Source organism: Nocardioides dongkuii (genome assembly GCF_014127485.1).
Taxonomy (GTDB): domain Bacteria; phylum Actinomycetota; class Actinomycetes; order Propionibacteriales; family Nocardioidaceae; genus Nocardioides; species Nocardioides dongkuii.
Genome location: NZ_CP059903.1, coordinates 1,068,009 through 1,082,016, shown reverse-complemented (window position 1 = coordinate 1,082,016; position 14,008 = coordinate 1,068,009). Strand labels below are relative to the sequence as shown.

At 73.7% G+C, this 14,008-nt stretch carries 19 protein-coding genes; 9 read left to right on the top strand and 10 right to left on the bottom strand.

Features of this window, described 5'->3' with window-relative positions; genetic code table 11:
* Complete coding sequence (locus H4O22_RS05210; RefSeq protein ID WP_182525983.1) at positions 1-372, top strand: thioredoxin family protein; 372 nt, start codon at positions 1-3, stop codon at positions 370-372.
* A 19-nt stretch (positions 373-391) separates the two neighbouring features.
* On the opposite strand, the gene H4O22_RS05205 is transcribed toward H4O22_RS05210, so the two are convergent.
* Both H4O22_RS05205 and mca read right to left on the bottom strand, forming a co-directional pair.
* Positions 392-688, bottom strand: a complete 297-nt coding sequence (locus tag H4O22_RS05205; protein ID WP_182525982.1) for a hypothetical protein — start codon at positions 686-688, stop codon at positions 392-394.
* 13 nt (positions 689-701) lie between these two features.
* Positions 702-1,595, bottom strand: a complete 894-nt coding sequence (gene mca, locus H4O22_RS05200) for a mycothiol conjugate amidase Mca (RefSeq protein ID WP_220451367.1) — start codon at positions 1,593-1,595, stop codon at positions 702-704.
* Between the two features lie 21 nt (positions 1,596-1,616).
* Here mca and H4O22_RS05195 point away from each other — a divergent pair, with 21 nt between their 5' ends.
* Together H4O22_RS05195 and greA are read left to right on the top strand one after the other, a co-directional pair.
* Positions 1,617-2,021: a DUF4307 domain-containing protein gene (locus tag H4O22_RS05195; protein WP_182525980.1), complete on the top strand. Its 405-nt coding sequence runs from the start codon at positions 1,617-1,619 to the stop codon at positions 2,019-2,021.
* A gap of 234 nt (positions 2,022-2,255) precedes the next feature.
* Complete coding sequence (gene greA, locus H4O22_RS05190; RefSeq protein WP_182525979.1) at positions 2,256-2,759, top strand: transcription elongation factor GreA; 504 nt, start codon at positions 2,256-2,258, stop codon at positions 2,757-2,759.
* 15 nt (positions 2,760-2,774) lie between these two features.
* On the opposite strand, the gene ilvA is transcribed toward greA, so the two are convergent.
* Genes ilvA through H4O22_RS05175 form a run of 3 tightly spaced genes read right to left on the bottom strand, consistent with a single transcriptional unit; the run spans position 2,775 to position 6,559 of the window.
* Positions 2,775-4,016: a threonine ammonia-lyase gene (gene ilvA / locus H4O22_RS05185; RefSeq protein WP_244963116.1), complete on the bottom strand. Its 1,242-nt coding sequence runs from the start codon at positions 4,014-4,016 to the stop codon at positions 2,775-2,777.
* On the bottom strand, positions 4,013-5,350 hold the full coding sequence (locus tag H4O22_RS05180; protein ID WP_244963115.1) for an AI-2E family transporter: 1,338 nt from the start codon (positions 5,348-5,350) through the stop codon (positions 4,013-4,015). Before H4O22_RS05180 ends, ilvA begins: the two co-directional genes overlap by 4 nt.
* 30 nt (positions 5,351-5,380) lie before the next feature.
* Complete coding sequence (locus H4O22_RS05175) at positions 5,381-6,559, bottom strand: cystathionine gamma-synthase (protein ID WP_182525978.1); 1,179 nt, start codon at positions 6,557-6,559, stop codon at positions 5,381-5,383.
* 82 nt (positions 6,560-6,641) lie between these two features.
* On the opposite strand from H4O22_RS05175, the gene msrA reads away from it, so the two are divergent.
* On the top strand, positions 6,642-7,289 hold the full coding sequence (gene msrA, locus H4O22_RS05170; RefSeq protein WP_182525977.1) for a peptide-methionine (S)-S-oxide reductase MsrA: 648 nt from the start codon (positions 6,642-6,644) through the stop codon (positions 7,287-7,289).
* A gap of 109 nt (positions 7,290-7,398) precedes the next feature.
* Positions 7,399-7,755: a YciI family protein gene (locus H4O22_RS05165; protein WP_182525976.1), complete on the top strand. Its 357-nt coding sequence runs from the start codon at positions 7,399-7,401 to the stop codon at positions 7,753-7,755.
* Between the two features lie 274 nt (positions 7,756-8,029).
* Here the strand turns inward: H4O22_RS05165 and H4O22_RS05160 are convergent, their stop codons facing one another.
* Positions 8,030-8,440 carry a VOC family protein gene (locus H4O22_RS05160; protein ID WP_182525975.1) on the bottom strand — a complete coding sequence of 137 codons (411 nt, stop codon included), beginning with the start codon at positions 8,438-8,440 and terminating at the stop codon, positions 8,030-8,032.
* Positions 8,441-8,553: 113 nt separating this feature from the next.
* Here H4O22_RS05160 and H4O22_RS05155 point away from each other — a divergent pair, with 113 nt between their 5' ends.
* From H4O22_RS05155 to H4O22_RS05140, 4 genes are all read left to right on the top strand, one after another.
* Complete coding sequence (locus tag H4O22_RS05155) at positions 8,554-9,006, top strand: hypothetical protein (protein WP_182525974.1); 453 nt, start codon at positions 8,554-8,556, stop codon at positions 9,004-9,006.
* A gap of 127 nt (positions 9,007-9,133) precedes the next feature.
* Positions 9,134-9,394 (top strand): PspC domain-containing protein, encoded by a 261-nt coding sequence (locus tag H4O22_RS05150; protein WP_182525973.1) that lies wholly within the window; start codon positions 9,134-9,136, stop codon positions 9,392-9,394.
* Positions 9,395-9,482: 88 nt separating this feature from the next.
* A complete protein-coding gene (locus tag H4O22_RS05145; protein WP_182525972.1) occupies positions 9,483-10,037 on the top strand; it encodes a hypothetical protein in 555 nt (184 codons plus the stop codon).
* Between the two features lie 73 nt (positions 10,038-10,110).
* Entirely contained in the window at positions 10,111-11,481 is a 1,371-nt protein-coding gene (locus H4O22_RS05140) for an ABC1 kinase family protein (protein ID WP_182525971.1), read from the top strand.
* Here the strand turns inward: H4O22_RS05140 and H4O22_RS05135 are convergent.
* The 4 genes from H4O22_RS05135 to H4O22_RS05120 form a co-directional block, all read right to left on the bottom strand.
* The gene (locus H4O22_RS05135) at positions 11,478-11,960 is read right to left on the bottom strand and encodes a GNAT family N-acetyltransferase (RefSeq protein ID WP_244963114.1); all 483 of its coding nucleotides are present in this window, start codon (positions 11,958-11,960) and stop codon (positions 11,478-11,480) included. The two genes, H4O22_RS05140 and H4O22_RS05135, sit on opposite strands and share 4 nt — an antisense overlap.
* Complete coding sequence (locus H4O22_RS05130) at positions 11,960-12,493, bottom strand: DinB family protein (RefSeq protein ID WP_182525970.1); 534 nt, start codon at positions 12,491-12,493, stop codon at positions 11,960-11,962. Before H4O22_RS05130 ends, H4O22_RS05135 begins: the two co-directional genes overlap by 1 nt.
* A gap of 80 nt (positions 12,494-12,573) precedes the next feature.
* Complete coding sequence (locus tag H4O22_RS05125; RefSeq protein WP_182525969.1) at positions 12,574-13,218, bottom strand: IMPACT family protein; 645 nt, start codon at positions 13,216-13,218, stop codon at positions 12,574-12,576.
* Between the two features lie 7 nt (positions 13,219-13,225).
* Positions 13,226-14,005 carry a TSUP family transporter gene (locus H4O22_RS05120; protein WP_182525968.1) on the bottom strand — a complete coding sequence of 260 codons (780 nt, stop codon included), beginning with the start codon at positions 14,003-14,005 and terminating at the stop codon, positions 13,226-13,228.
* Positions 14,006-14,008 lie beyond the last annotated feature (3 nt).

Genomic DNA, 14,008 nt, shown 5'->3' with positions numbered 1-14,008 from the left:
ATGGCCACGATCGAGCTCACCTCCGAGAACTTCGCCGCGCACGTCGCGGACGACGACATCCTGCTCGTCGACTTCTGGGCGGGCTGGTGCGGACCGTGCCGGCAGTTCGCCCCGACGTACGAGGCGGCGTCCGAGGCGCACCCCGACATCGTGTTCGGCTCCATCGACACCGAGGCCCAGCAGGAGCTCTCGGCCGCCGCCGGGATCCAGTCGATCCCGACGCTGATGGCGTTCCGCGAGGGCGTGCTCGTCTTCGCCCAGGCCGGGGCACTGCCCGCGCCCGCGCTCGAGCAGCTGATCAGCGGTCTCCGCGGCCTGGACATGGACGAGGTACGCCGCCGGGTCGCCGAGCAGGAGGACGCGGCCCCCTAGCCGGCGCCTGCGGGGTCGGTCAGGCCTGCCCGGAGGGCGGGGGCACGTCGTCGTCGGCGTGGTGGTCGGCTCGGCGGTCGACCTCGTCGTCGACCGGGCCGAAGACGCCGGCCTTGCGGTTGGCCTCGGTGCGCCGCAGCTGCTTGGTCAGCGACCAGCCCAGCAGGGCGAGCGCGGCGATCAGCAGCAGGAAGCCCACGAACGCGGTCCAGCCGGCCTTCACGTCCTCGGGCTCGGGCGCCTGGTCGGCGGCGAGGACGCCGACGTGCTGGATGGCGAGCCCGGTCAGCTCGGTAGTCAGGGCGAGCAGCTGCATGCGGTCCAGTCTCTCAAGCGGGGTCGGTGATGCCGGCGAACAGGTCGTCCTCCGGCAGCGTGGAAGGGACGTGGCTCACGACGAGCTCGAAGTCCTCGGTGGGCCATACGTCCTCCTGGATCTCCCGCGGGATGGCGAACCAGAAGCCGTCCGGGTCGATCTGGGTCGCGTGCGCGAGCAGCGCCTGGTCGCGCACGCCGAAGTAGTCGGCGCACGGCACCTTGGTGGTCACCCGCGCGTCCCACTCGGGCTCGGGCTCCCACTCCGCCAACCGCTCGGCCCACGGGGACTCCAGGCCGTGCGCGAGCATCGCGTCGTGCAGCCGCTGCATCCGCTCGCGGTTGAAGGAGTGGTGGTAGTAGAGCTTCAGCGGCTGCCACGGCTCGCCGAGCTCGGGGTAGCGCTCCGGGTCGCCGGCCGCGCGGAAGGCCTCGACGCTGATCTCGTGGCACTTCACGTGGTCGGGGTGCGGGTACCCGCCGCGCTCGTCGTACGTCGTCACCACGTGCGGGCGGAACTCGCGGATCAGCCGGACGAGCGGCGCCGCGGCCTCCTCGAGCGGCACCAGCGCGAAGCAGCCCTCGGGCAGCGGCGGCTTCGGGTCGCCCTCGGGCCAGCCGGAGTCGACGAAGCCGAGCCAGTCCTGCTTGACCCCGAGGATGTCGCGGGCGCGCTCCATCTCCTGGCGGCGGATCTCGGTGATGTTCTCCAGGATGTCGGGGCGTTCCATCTTGGGGTTGAGGATCGACCCGCGCTCGCCGCCGGTGCAGGTGACGACGTGGACGTCGACGCCCTCGGCGACGTACTTCGCGGTGGAGGCGGCGCCCTTGCTCGACTCGTCGTCGGGGTGGGCGTGGACATGCATGAGCCGGAGGCCCGACCGGGGGTGCTGCGACATGCCCGTCATCGTAGGTGCGACCATGGGACGGTGACCTCGCAGGACCTCGCGAACCGGTACGGCGCCCCCGCCCGCGGCGGGCGCCTGGTGCGGTACGCCGTGACCGGCGTCGTCGCCGCCGTCGCGCTGGTCTGGCTCGCCTGGGCCACGCTGTCGCACGCGAAGCCGCCGGTGGACTCCGAGATGGTGTCCTTCGACGTCACCGGCCAGCACACCGCGACCGCGCTCGTCGAGGTCCGCCTCAGCGACGACGCCACCGACGTCGAGTGCCTGCTGCGGGCGTTCGCCGAGGACCACACCGTCGTCGGCGAGCGGTCCTTCTCGCCCGTCCCCGAGGACGGCCGACGCCTGGAGCAGACGGTGCGCACCGAGCGCCTCGCGACGTCGGTGGAGCTCGTCGGCTGCACCGCCGAGGGACAGCCCCGCCCGCGCTGACCCACGCCCGGCGCTCCGACACGATGTGGTGCGGGTCACGGAGGAATCTGCTTCCGCGCCCCCGGGTTGCTAGAGTGGACGATTCCGACAGCCCTACCGGGCCGTCCGAGTGATGGTCATGCGTCCCTGAGACGCGACCACGAGCCAGCCGGACGGCCACCCGCTGTCGGACCGACGACCTGACGGGACTCCCCCGTCGTACCCGCCGAACACGTAGTGCACAGGAGTACCGCCATGACGCAGTCGACCGAGCAGGGCACGATCTGGCTCACCCAGGACGCCTTCGACAAGCTCACCCAGGAGCTCGCCGACCTCAAGGGTCCGATCCGCCAGGAGGTCATCGCGCGGATCAGCGCGGCCCGCGACGAGGGCGACCTGAAGGAGAACGGCGGCTACCACGCGGCGCGCGAGGAGCAGGGCAAGGTCGAGGGCCGGATCCGCCAGCTCGAGGACATGCTGCGGCGCGCCGAGGTCGGCGAGACGCCGCCGAACGACGGCGTCGTCGAGCCCGGCATGGTCGTGACCTACCGCTTCGTCGGCGACGACGAGGACGAGGTCGAGACCTTCCTGCTCGGCGCCCGCGAGATCGAGCCCGAGGGCCTGACGGTCTACTCGCCGCAGTCCCCGCTCGGCTCGGCGATCAACGGCCACGCCCGCGGCGAGACCGTCTCCTACGAGGCGCCCAACGGCAAGCAGCTCGAGGTCGTCATCGTCGACGCGGTCCCCTACACCGGCTGAGGCCACCCGGCCGCGCTACTCCAGGATCCGGTAGCCCCGCTCGCGGAGGCGGGCCAGCACCCGCTCGGCGTGCGGGGCGCCGCGCGTCTCGAGCTGGAGGTGCACCTCGACCTCGTCGAGGCGCAGCGAGGGCGAGATCCGCTCGTGGACGACCTCGAGCACGTTCGCGCCCTCCGCGCTGACGTCGCCGAGCAGCCGGGCGAGCCCGCCGGGCACGTCGGGCACGGTGACGTGCAGGTTGAGGTAGCGCCCGGCGGCGGCCATGCCGTGCCGGATCACCTTGCCGAGCAGCAGGGGGTCGATGTTGCCGCCCGAGAGCACGGCGACCGCCGGCGTGGCGAACCGGCCCGGGTCGTCGAGCATCGCCGCGACCGCGGCGGCGCCGGCGGGCTCCACGACCATCTTGGCGCGCTCGACGAGCGCGAGCAGGGCGCGGGAGAGCGCGTCCTCGCTGACGGTGACGATCTCGTCGACGTGGTCGCGCACGGCGGCGAAGGTGATCTCGCCGGGCAGCCCGACCGCGATGCCGTCGGCCATCGTCAGCATCGACTCCAGCGCGACCGGTCGGCCGCTGGTCAGCGAGCCGGGGTACGCCGCGGCGCCGGCCGCCTGCACCCCGACGACGCGGACGTCGGGGCGCAGCGCCTTGACCGCGATCGCGATGCCGGCCAGCAGCCCGCCGCCCCCGGTCGGCACCAGCACGGTCCGGGCCTCCGGCGCCTGCTCGAGGATCTCCAGGCCCGCCGTGCCCTGGCCCGCGACCACGTCGGCGTGGTCGAAGGGGTGGATGAACACGGCGCCGGTCTCCGCGGCGAACGCCCGGGCCGCGACCATCGCGTCCTCCAGGTAGCGGCCGTGGAAGACCACGTCGGCGCCGTACGCCCGGGTCGCCCGCTCCTTGGGGATCGGCGCCCCCTCGGGCATGAAGACGGTCGCCTTGATGCCCAGCAGCTGGGCCGCCAGCGCGACGCCCTGGGCGTGGTTGCCGGCGGACGCCGCGACCACCCCGTGGGCGCGCTCCTCGGCGCTGAGCCGCGAGATCCGGACGTAGGCGCCGCGTGCCTTGAACGACCCGGTGCGCTGGAGGTTCTCGCACTTGAGACGCACCGGGCCGCCGGCGAGCGCCGAGAGCCACCGCGACTCCTCCATGGGGGTCGCGATCGCCACGCCGTCGAGCACCTCGCGGGCCGCGACGATGTCGGCCAGCGTCACGGTCGGCGCGGGGGGCACGGGAGGATCGGGCGGGACCTCGGTCACCGCTGCTCCTCGGGCTGCGGCACCTCGAGCTCGGAGCCGGTCTCCTCGTAGTCCTCGGCGAGCTCCTCGACGGGGTCGTCGCCGATCTCGGTGTACGCCGCGAGGTGCTGCACCACCGCGTTGATCGCGGCCGCCATCGGGACGGCGACGAGCGCGCCGGCGATGCCGCCGACGATGACGCCGACCGCGATCGCGAGGATGACCCCGAGCGGGTGCAGCGAGACCCACCGGCCGAGCAGGAACGGCTGCAGGACGTGGCCCTCGATCTGCTGGACCACGATGATGACGGCGAGCATCAGCAGCGCCGTGATCGGTCCCTGGTCGACGAGCGCGACGAGCACCGCGACGATGCCGGCGAGGGTCGCGCCGATCATCGGCACGAACGCGCCGAGGAAGACCAGCACCGCGATCGCGAGCACGAACGGGACGCCGAGCACCCAGGCGCCGATGGCGATGCCGATGGCGTCCACGGCGGCGACGAGCACGGTCGCCCGCACGAACTGCGTCAGCGAGACCCAGGCGACCCGGCCCGAGCTGTCCACCCGCTCGCGGGCCGCGCGCGGCGCGAGCCGGACCACCCAGGACCAGATGCGCCGGCCGTCGGCGAGGAAGAAGTAGACCGAGAACAGCACGATGAAGAAGCCCGCGAAGACGTGGCCGACGGCGGAGCTGACCTCGGTGACCTGGGAGACGGCGCCGCCCTCGGCGGCACCCTGGGTGATCGCGTTCTGCGCGCTGGCGATGTAGTCGTTGATCTGGGACTCGCTCGCGTTGAGCGGGCCGTCCTTGAGCCACGCGCGGATCTGGTCGAGGCCCCGGACCGTGGAGTCGGCGAGGTCGGTCGCGCCGCTGGCGACCTGCTGGGTGACGAAGGTCAGCAGCGCGGCCACCAGCCCGATCCCGCCGACCACGACGAGGAGCGACCCCAGGCCGCGGGGCAGCCCGATGCGCTGGAAGCCGTCGACGATCGGGACCGCGAGGGCGGAGATGAGCAGCGCGATCGCGATCGGCAGCACGACGACCGAGAGGTGCCCGACCGCCAGGAACACCAGCGCAGCGGCGGCGACGATCACGATCAGCCGCCAGGACCACGCGGCGGCGAGGTCGAGCCCCCACGGCACCTGGGCCCGGCTGAAGTTCGACGCGCCGCCGACGATCGGGGTCGGCTGCTCCATCGCCCGGCGCTCCTCGCGCAGCTGGGCCCACTGGTGGGCGAGCCGCTGGGCGAGCCGCTCGGCGTCGTCGCTCGCCGTCCGGGGCATCGGCAGCCGGAGCCGGCGGCGCTGCTCGACGGACCCGCTGATCGGGGTGGTGGCATCGCCCTCGTCGTTCACCGGCACAGGCTATCCAGCCGCCCCCCGCGCTCAGCCCAGGGCGCGGTCGAGGTCGCCGAGGAGGTCGTCGGCGGTCTCGATGCCGACGCTCAGCCGGACCAGGTCGGCCGGCACCTCGAGGTCGGTGCCGGCGACGCTGGCGTGCGTCATCCGGCCGGGGTGCTCGATGAGCGACTCGACGCCCCCGAGGGACTCCCCCAGCGTGAACAGCTCGGTGCGCTCGCACACGGCCAGCGCGCGCTCCTCGCCGCCGCGGACCCGGAAGGACACCATCCCGCCGTACCGGAGCATCTGGCGCTGGGCGACCTCGTGGCCGGGGTGGCTCTCGAGTCCCGGGTAGATGACCTCCTCGACCGCGGGGTGGGCGGCGAGGAAGGCGACCACCTTCTCCGCGTTGTCGCAGTGCCGCTCCATCCGCAGCGCGAGGGTGCGGATGCCGCGCAGGGTCAGCCACGAGTCGAACGGGCCGGCGACCGCGCCCATCGCGTTCTGGTGGAAGGTGAGCTTCTCGGCGAGCTGGAGGTCGCGGACCACGAGCGCTCCCCCGACGACGTCGGAGTGCCCCCCGACGTACTTGGTCGTGGAGTGGACCACGACGTCGGCGCCGAGGGTCAGCGGCTGCTGGAGGTACGGCGAGGCGAAGGTGTTGTCGACGACCAGCAGCGCGCCGGCGTCGTGCGCGACCGCGGCCAGCGCCTCGATGTCGCCGATGTTGAGCAGCGGGTTGGTGGGCGTCTCGACCCAGACCAGCTTCGTCTCGCCGGGACGGACCGCCGCGGCGACCCGGTCGACGTCCGAGACCGGGGCCGGGCTGTGCGCCAGGCCCCAGACCTGCGCGACCTTGTCGAAGAGGCGGTAGGTCCCGCCGTACGCGTCGTCGGGGAGGACCACGTGGTCGCCGGGGCGGCAGAGCGCGCGGATCAGCGTGTCCTCGGCGGCCAGGCCGGAGGCGAACGCGAACGCCCGTTCCCCCTCCTCCAGCGCGGCGAGGTTGCCCTCGAGCGCGGTGCGGGTGGGGTTGCCCGAGCGGCTGTACTCGTAGCCGCCGCGCAGCCCGCCCACGCCGTCCTGCTTGTACGTCGAGGTCGCGAAGATCGGCGGGATCACCGCGCCCGTCGTCGGGTCGGGCTCGTAGCCGGCGTGGATGGCCCGGGTCTCGAAGCCCTGGCCCTTGGTCGACTCCTGGCTGCCCTGCTGCTGCTCGCTCATCCGACCGAGGCTAGCGCTCCCCGGGGAACGATCCGGCCACCCCCGGTGTTGCACACTGTGCCCGTCCAGCAGAGGAGCCCGCATGTCCTTCTTCACCCGCAAGTCCGAGCTGATCGCCCCCGACCAGGCGCTGCCCGGCCGCACCGAGCGCCCCTGGCACCTCGCCGAGCGGCACCTGGTCCTCGACGCACCCGTGGTCACCGACGAGGCTCCCCCGGGCCACGAGGTCGCGATCTTCGGCCTCGGCTGCTTCTGGGGCGCCGAGGAGATCTACTGGCAGAAGCCGGGCGTCTGGTCGACGTCGGTCGGGTACGCCGGCGGCACGACGCCGAACCCGTCGTACGAGGAGGTCTGCAGCGGCCGCACCAACCACACCGAGGCCGTGCGCATCGTCTTCGACCCCGCCGTGATCTCCTACGCCGACCTGGTCAAGACGTTCTTCGAGGTGCACGACCCGACCCAGGGCATGCGCCAGGGCAACGACGTCGGCACCCAGTACCGCTCCGCGATCTACTGGACCACGCCCGAGCAGGAGCAGACCGCGCGCGAGCTGACCCAGGTGTACGGCGACGAGCTGCGCCGCCAGCGCCTCGGCGAGATCACCACCGAGGTCCGCGAGGCCCCGACGTACTACTACGCCGAGGACCAGCACCAGCAGTACCTCGCCAAGAACCCCTTCGGCTACCGCTGCCACTCCAACACCGGCGTGAAGTTCCCCGAGACCGCCTGAGTCGCCGCCCTTCGCGGCCGCCTCACCGCGCTCGGGTGTCGTATCCGGCCCGCGCCGTTCGTAGCGTGGGTGAGGCGGACACCGGGTCCGCCCGCGCGAGGGAGCAGACATGGCCGAGTACCTCCTCTACTTCAACCAGCAGTGGGTCGGGGACCACACCGAGGAGTGGTTCCGCAGCCGCGGACCGCTTGCCTTGGCGGTCGTCGACGAGATGAAGGCGGCCGGCGTGTACGTGTTCGCCGGTGGCCTCGAGGAGGGCAGCCCGGTCTACAGCGCCGAGCCGACCGGCGGCACGGCGCTCGTCACCGACGGGCCGTACGTCGAGACCAAGGAGTTCCTCGGCGGGTTCGCCGTGGTGGACGTGGCCGACGACGAGGCCGCGAAGATGTGGGCGGGCCGGCTCGCGGAGGGGTGCGGCTGGCCCCAGGAGGTGCGCAAGTTCGGGTCGCAGCCTCAGCTCCCCTGACCGTTCCTTCTCAGCCGCAGCCAAACATGCACAACCCCCGAGCGTGCGCTCCACCCGCACGGAGCGCTGGTGCATGTCCGACCACCCAGTCCCGCTGGAACGGCGTGAGCGGGTAACCCCTGTCGGCACGGTCCGGTGCGGTGACTGCCGGGATCACATCGCCGAGTCGGCGCTTGTGTCCGGTGGATAACCCGGACACAAGCGCCGACTCGGCGTTTTGCGGGTGGAGCGGGTGGAGATCACCCGGTCGGGGCCCGACCTGGCTGAGCCGGCGTCAGGCGGACTCGTCGACCTCGAAGCCGATCAGCCACGGCACGCCGAACCGGTCGACGACCTGGCCGTCCCACGCGCCCCAGGGCCGCAGCTGGAGGTCGTCGAGGACCCGCCCGCCGTAGGCGAGCCCCGCGAACCAGGCCCGCAGCGTCTCCTTCGGGGCCGCGCCGAGCAGCGACAGCAGCAGCCCCTCACTGCGGAACGGCACCTCGCCCTCGGCCACGTCGGCCGCGAAGAGGTCGACCGGGCCGTCGACCAGGTAGCCGTGCGCGATCGCGTCCGCCGGGCCGTCGTCGCGGCCGAACTCGCCGAACGAGTGCAGCTGCGCCTCGCCCCCGAAGATCCGCGCGTAGGCGGTCAGGGCCTCGCGGGCGGTGCCGGGGAGCTGGAGGTAGGGCGTGGGTGCCGTCATGCCGCGGGATGCTACGGAGACCCGGCGTACGACGCCCTCGCGACACGACGTCCCGACCCGGATGAGTACGCGACCTCAGGTGCCGCGGCGCGCGCCCGGCCAGGCTGGACGGCATGACCGACCCGCTGCCGCCGTACCCCGTCTCCGGACCCCAGGGGACCCCCGAGCCGGTCCACCGGCACCCGGTGCTGCGCGTGGTCCTGGTCGCGGGCGCCGCGATCGCCCTCGGGTGCGGCCTGCTCGTCGGGGGCGCCTACGCGCTGCTGTACGTCGTCAACCCGCTGGGCGACGAGTGGGTCTGCGCCGAGGGTGAGGCCCCCGTCATCGCGACCAGCGACCGGGCGAGGACGGCCGGCTGCGTGCGGGAGGGGACCACGCTCCCCGAGGACGTCGTCTGGGACCCGTTCGGCAACCGCCCGATGCCCGACAACTGCGACCAGGAGGGCTGGGTGCTCGTCGAGCGCCAAGTCGTCCGCCGCGGGGTGCCGGACGTCGAGCAGGACTGCGCCCGCGAGGACCTGGTCCTGCCCGACGGCTGGACGCCCGCCGAGGCCGAGGACGACTGACGAGCCACCCCGGGGCGGACCTCAGGGTCGGACCGGGGCGGATCCGGATTGGGTGGCGGCCCGGAGACGGGCACGCTGGAGGTACGCCGGGGAGAGGCCCCGGCGCAGCGATCCGGAGGACCACCGCATGACCGACATCCGCCAGAGCCTGGCCCGTCAGGGCCTCGTCCGCCCCCGCCACGACCGGGTCGTCGCCGGAGTCTGCGCCGGCGTCGCGCGCCGCTTCGGTCTGACCCCGTGGACCGTGCGGCTGCTCTTCCTGCTGCTGCTGTTCATCCCCGGCACCCAGCTGGTGATCTACCCCGTGCTGTGGCTGCTGATGCCGTCGGAGGGGAGCGCCGCCGCGCAGCCGCCGGGGCCGTACTCGGCGTACCCGCCGGAGCGCTGAGGCCGGACGGCGGGCGCGTGCGCGGGATTGCGCTCGGCCCGCAGGGGTACCCCGCAGCCCTCCTGCCTCCGACACCCCGGGACACCCCATGACGCTCAACACCACCTCACGCGCCCTGCACGACCTCGGCCTCTCCGCCTGGTTCGGCGGCACCCTCGCGAACGCCGTGGCCCTCAACGCCGCCGCCGGCGAGGCCGACCTCGCCGGCAACAAGGGCGCGGTCGCCAACGTCGGCTGGGACCGCTGGACGCCGGTCAACGCCGCCGCCATCGGCGCCCACCTGGTCGGCAGCCTCGGCCAGCTGGCCGGCAACAAGGACCGCGTCGCCGCCCAGCAGGGGGTCGGCTCCATGGTCGTCGCCAAGACCGCCCTGACCGCCGCCGCCCTCGGGGCCACGGCGTACTCGCGGGCGCTGGGCAACCGGGTCGCGCAGCACACCCACGTGCCCGTCGAGTCCGGCACGCAGCCGGCGGACCAGACCCCCACCGGGGTCGCCCAGGCGCAGAAGCGGCTCGCCGTCCTGCAGTGGGTGGTCCCGGCACTGACCGGCACCCTCGTCGTGGTCAGCTCCTTCGCGGGCGAGCAGCAGCGCGCCGTCGCGCAGCGCCAGGGGATCGTGCAGCGCCTGCTGCCCGGGTCCTGACCCTCGCCGACGCCGACCCGCCGGCCCGCGCGCGTGCCGGGCGGCGGGTTGGGCCGACCGTCATGATGGAGTCATGACGGACCTCCCCCGCAAGGCCGTGGCCAGGACCGCCCGCCTGGCCGCCCTCCCGCTGGGGTACGCCGGCCGCAACGCGCTCGGCCTCGGCAAGCGGCTCGGTGGCCGGCCTGCCGAGGCGGTGGCGACGGAGATCCAGCAGCGCACCGCCGACCAGCTGTTCCGCACGCTCGGCGAGCTCAAGGGCGGCGCGATGAAGTTCGGCCAGGCGCTCTCCGTCCTGGAGTCAGCGCTGCCCGAGGAGCTCGCGGCGCCGTACCGCGAGCAGCTCACCCGCCTGCAGGACTCCGCTCCCCCGATGCCGACCCAGACGGTCCGCGAGGCCCTGGCCCGCGACCTCGGACCGGACTGGAAGCAGCAGCTGGTCTGGCTGGACGGCGGCCCGACCGCGGCCGCCTCGATCGGCCAGGTCCACAAGGGCCGCTGGCACGACGGCCGCGAGGTCGCCGTGAAGGTGCAGTACCCCGGGGCCGGCGAGGCGCTGCTCGCCGACCTCAAGCAGCTGGCCCGGCTCGGCCGCACCGTCGGCCAGCTGGTGCCGGGCATCGAGATCAAGCCCCTCATCGAGGAGCTGCAGGCCCGCGCCGCCGACGAGCTCGACTACCGGCTCGAGGCCGAGGCGCAGACGGCGTTCGCCGAGGCGTACGCCGACGACCCCGAGATCGTGGTCCCGCGCGTGGTCGCGGTCGGCGAGACGGTGCTGATCACCGAGTGGCTGGAGAGCCCCGCGTCGTTGGCGCAGGTGATCAGCGACGGCACCCAGGAGGAGCGGGACCGGTACGGCGAGCTGTTCGCGCGCTTCCTCTTCTCCGGCCCGGCGCGCACCGGCATGCTGCACGCCGACCCGCACCCCGGCAACTACCGCATCCTGCCCGCGCCGGACGGCGGGCCCGGCCGGCTCGGCGTCCTCGACTACGGCGCGGTCGCCCGGCTGGGCGACGAGGGGCTGCCCGAGGCGATGGGCCGGCTGATCCGGATCGCCGGGCTCAAGGACCGCGACGCCCTGCTCGCGGGGTTCCGCGAGGAGGGGTTCATCAAGGACCGGATCCAGGTCGACCCCGAGCTGCTCGTCGACTACTTCGCACCGTTCGTCGAGCCGACCCTGGTCGAGCGCTTCCGGTTCTCCCGCGAGTGGATGCAGACCCAGTTCCAGCGGATCAACAACCCCCGCGACCCGGGGTTCGCCGTCGCGACCCGGCTCAACCTGCCCCCGGCGTACCTGATGATCCACCGCACCTGGCTGGGCGGGATCGGCGTGCTGAGCCAGCTCGGCACCGAGGCGCCGTTCCGGGCGATCCTCACCGAGATGCTGCCGGGGTTCGCCGACCCGGACGCCGACCCCGAGGCGGAGGGCGAGGTCGAGGGCTAGAGCGGCAGGTGCATCACGTGCAGCCCCACGAAGCCGTGGGCCCGCGAGCGGAAGGCGCCGGGCACGGTGCCGACGACGACGAAGCCGAGTGACTCCCACAGCCGGACCGCGGCCGTGTTGGTCTCGACGACCGCGTTGAACTGGATGCCGCGGTAGCCCTGCTCGCGGTGCCAGGCCACGACGTGCTCGCCGAGCGCGCGGCCCACGCCGCGCCCGCGCGCCTGCGGCGCCACCAGGAACGACGCCGTGCCCACGTGGTCGCCGCGGCCGGGCCGGTTCGGCCCCATCTTGGCGGTGCCGAGCACGACGCCGTCCTCCTCGAGGACGACCGTGGCGCCGGGCGGCCGCTCCAGCCAGAGGTCGCGTGCCTGCTCGGAGGTGAGGTCGTGGGGATAGGCGTAGGTCTCGCCGGCCTCGACGGTGTCGCGGAGGAACGGCCAGATCGCCGGCCAGTCCTCGGCGGTGGCGGGGCGGATCATCAGTCGCCGGTGCTCCCGTCGACCGACTGCCGCAGCAGGTCGGCGTGCCCGTTGTGGCGGGCGTACTCCTCGATCATGTGCACCATGATCCACCGCAGGCTGAACCGGTCGCCGGTGCGCCCCACCCGCTCGGACGGCGTGTCCAGGCCGCGTCCCTGGGCCAGCACCTCGGCGACCACGCCGTCGGAGACCGCGATCTCGGCGTCCAGCATCGCGCGCAGCTGGGCGGGGCTGTCGTGGACGGCGCTGTGCCAGTCCCAGTCGGCGTCGTGCTTCCAGTCGACCGACGCCCACGGCTCGGAGTACTCCCGGCCGAGGAAGACGCAGGTGAACCACCAGTGCTCGACGAACGCGAGGTGCTTGAGCATCCCGCCGAGGGTGAGGTCCGAGGGTGGGAGCGTCGCCGCCAGCTGGGCGCCGTCGAGGCCCTCGGTCTTCAGCCGCAGCGTGTCGCGGTGGTAGTCCAGGAAGCCGGTCAGGATGGCGAGCTCGTCGCCGGCCAGCGGCGGGTCCACGCGTTCGGTCGAGGTCATGGGGCCCGACGCTAGCGACCGGCGCTCACGGGAGCACCCCGGTTTCGGGATCGCGGTCGGGCAGGACGAGGTCGGGGTGGCTAGTCCGGCGCGTCGACCCACCGCTCACCCGCGGCGCTCGTCTCCCCGCGGCCACCGGTCAGCTCGGCGACGAGAGCGTGCAGGCGCCCCTCCCCCTCCGGCGGTACGCCGAGGAGCAGCGTCGCGCGGTCGGCGTACGACGTGGCGAGGACGGCGACGCCCCGACCGCGCAGCTCGGTCTCGACCCGGCCCGCGTCGGCGTGGTCGACCACCAGGACGTGCTCGCGCACCAGGCTCCGGCGCCGGGTCCCGGCGAGGTCGAGGCCGGCGCGCACCGCGTCGCCGTACGCGCGGACCAGCCCGCCGGCGCCGAGCAGGGTGCCGCCGAACCAGCGGGTGACCACGGCGACCACGTCGCTCACCCCGGCGCCCCCGGCCGCCCCGCGCAGCACCTCGAGCATCGGGGCCCCGGCCGTGCCGGCGGGCTCCCCGTCGTCGCTCGCCCGCTCCACCGGCGACGGCGGCGGGCCGACCACGAACGCCGAGCAGTGGTGCCGGGCGTCGTGGTGCACCCGGCGCAGCCGGTCGACCACGGCCCGGGCCGCGGCCTCGTCGGGGACCCGCACCAGCGTCGCCAGGAACCGCGAGCGCTTGACCTCGGTCTCGACCTCGACGTCGCGGGCCAGGGTGAGGTAGCTGCTCACGGAAGCCTCACCAGACGCCCAGCACGCCGCCGCCGATCCGGACCACGAACGCGGAGACGACGACGATGAAGAACACCCGCACGAACCGAGCGCCGCGTGAGACGGCGACCCGCGCCCCGACGTACCCGCCGACGAGGTTGCACAGGCCGAGGACCAGCCCGGTCTTCCACAGCACCGCGCCTTGCGGGACGAAGAGCAGCAGCGCGCCGAGGTTGGTGGCCCAGTTGGCCATCCGGGCCTTGGCGGAGGCCTCGAGGAAGCCGTACCCGAGCAGGCCGACGAGCGCGAAGACGAAGAAGCTGCCGGTGCCGGGGCCGAGCGCGCCGTCGTAGAAGCCGATCAGGACGCCGACCAGCATCGCCGCGGCGAGGTGCTGGTGGCCGGCGTACCGCAGGACCGTGGCGGAGCCGAGGTCCGGCTTGAGGATGACGTACGCCCCCACCAGGACCAGCGCGACCAGCACGATCGGCTCGAACGCCGAGCGGGGCACCTGGCTGGCCACCAGCGCCCCGCAGAACGACCCGGCGAGGGCCAGCAGCATCAGCGGCAGGAACGTGCGGGGGTCAGGCCGGACGCGGCGGTAGTACGTCGCGGAGCTGACCGTCGTCCCGCAGATCGAGGCGAGCTTGTTGGTGGCCAGGATCTGCACCGGGCTCGCGTGCGGGAGGCCGATCAGCAGCGCGGGTAGCTGGATCAGCCCACCGCCCCCGACGACCGCGTCCACGAAGCCGGCCGTCAGCGCGGCGAGTCCGAGCAGGGCCAGCACGGTCGCAGTCGGGTCCTCCACCCC

What these genes read in the sequence shown, in the direction of transcription:
- H4O22_RS05210 (WP_182525983.1), top strand. Translation starts at nt 1, where the DNA reads ATGGCCACGATCGAGCTCACCTCCGAGAACTTCGCCGCGCACGTCGCG.
- H4O22_RS05205 (WP_182525982.1), bottom strand. Translation starts at nt 688, where the DNA reads ATGCAGCTGCTCGCCCTGACTACCGAGCTGACCGGGCTCGCCATCCAG.
- mca (WP_220451367.1), bottom strand. Translation starts at nt 1,595, where the DNA reads ATGACGGGCATGTCGCAGCACCCCCGGTCGGGCCTCCGGCTCATGCAT.
- greA (WP_182525979.1), top strand. Translation starts at nt 2,256, where the DNA reads ATGACGCAGTCGACCGAGCAGGGCACGATCTGGCTCACCCAGGACGCC.
- H4O22_RS05175 (WP_182525978.1), bottom strand. Translation starts at nt 6,559, where the DNA reads ATGAGCGAGCAGCAGCAGGGCAGCCAGGAGTCGACCAAGGGCCAGGGC.
- msrA (WP_182525977.1), top strand. Translation starts at nt 6,642, where the DNA reads ATGTCCTTCTTCACCCGCAAGTCCGAGCTGATCGCCCCCGACCAGGCG.
- H4O22_RS05165 (WP_182525976.1), top strand. Translation starts at nt 7,399, where the DNA reads ATGGCCGAGTACCTCCTCTACTTCAACCAGCAGTGGGTCGGGGACCAC.
- H4O22_RS05160 (WP_182525975.1), bottom strand. Translation starts at nt 8,440, where the DNA reads ATGACGGCACCCACGCCCTACCTCCAGCTCCCCGGCACCGCCCGCGAG.
- H4O22_RS05155 (WP_182525974.1), top strand. Translation starts at nt 8,554, where the DNA reads ATGACCGACCCGCTGCCGCCGTACCCCGTCTCCGGACCCCAGGGGACC.
- H4O22_RS05150 (WP_182525973.1), top strand. Translation starts at nt 9,134, where the DNA reads ATGACCGACATCCGCCAGAGCCTGGCCCGTCAGGGCCTCGTCCGCCCC.
- H4O22_RS05145 (WP_182525972.1), top strand. Translation starts at nt 9,483, where the DNA reads ATGACGCTCAACACCACCTCACGCGCCCTGCACGACCTCGGCCTCTCC.
- H4O22_RS05140 (WP_182525971.1), top strand. Translation starts at nt 10,111, where the DNA reads ATGACGGACCTCCCCCGCAAGGCCGTGGCCAGGACCGCCCGCCTGGCC.
- H4O22_RS05135 (WP_244963114.1), bottom strand. Translation starts at nt 11,960, where the DNA reads ATGATCCGCCCCGCCACCGCCGAGGACTGGCCGGCGATCTGGCCGTTC.
- H4O22_RS05130 (WP_182525970.1), bottom strand. Translation starts at nt 12,493, where the DNA reads ATGACCTCGACCGAACGCGTGGACCCGCCGCTGGCCGGCGACGAGCTC.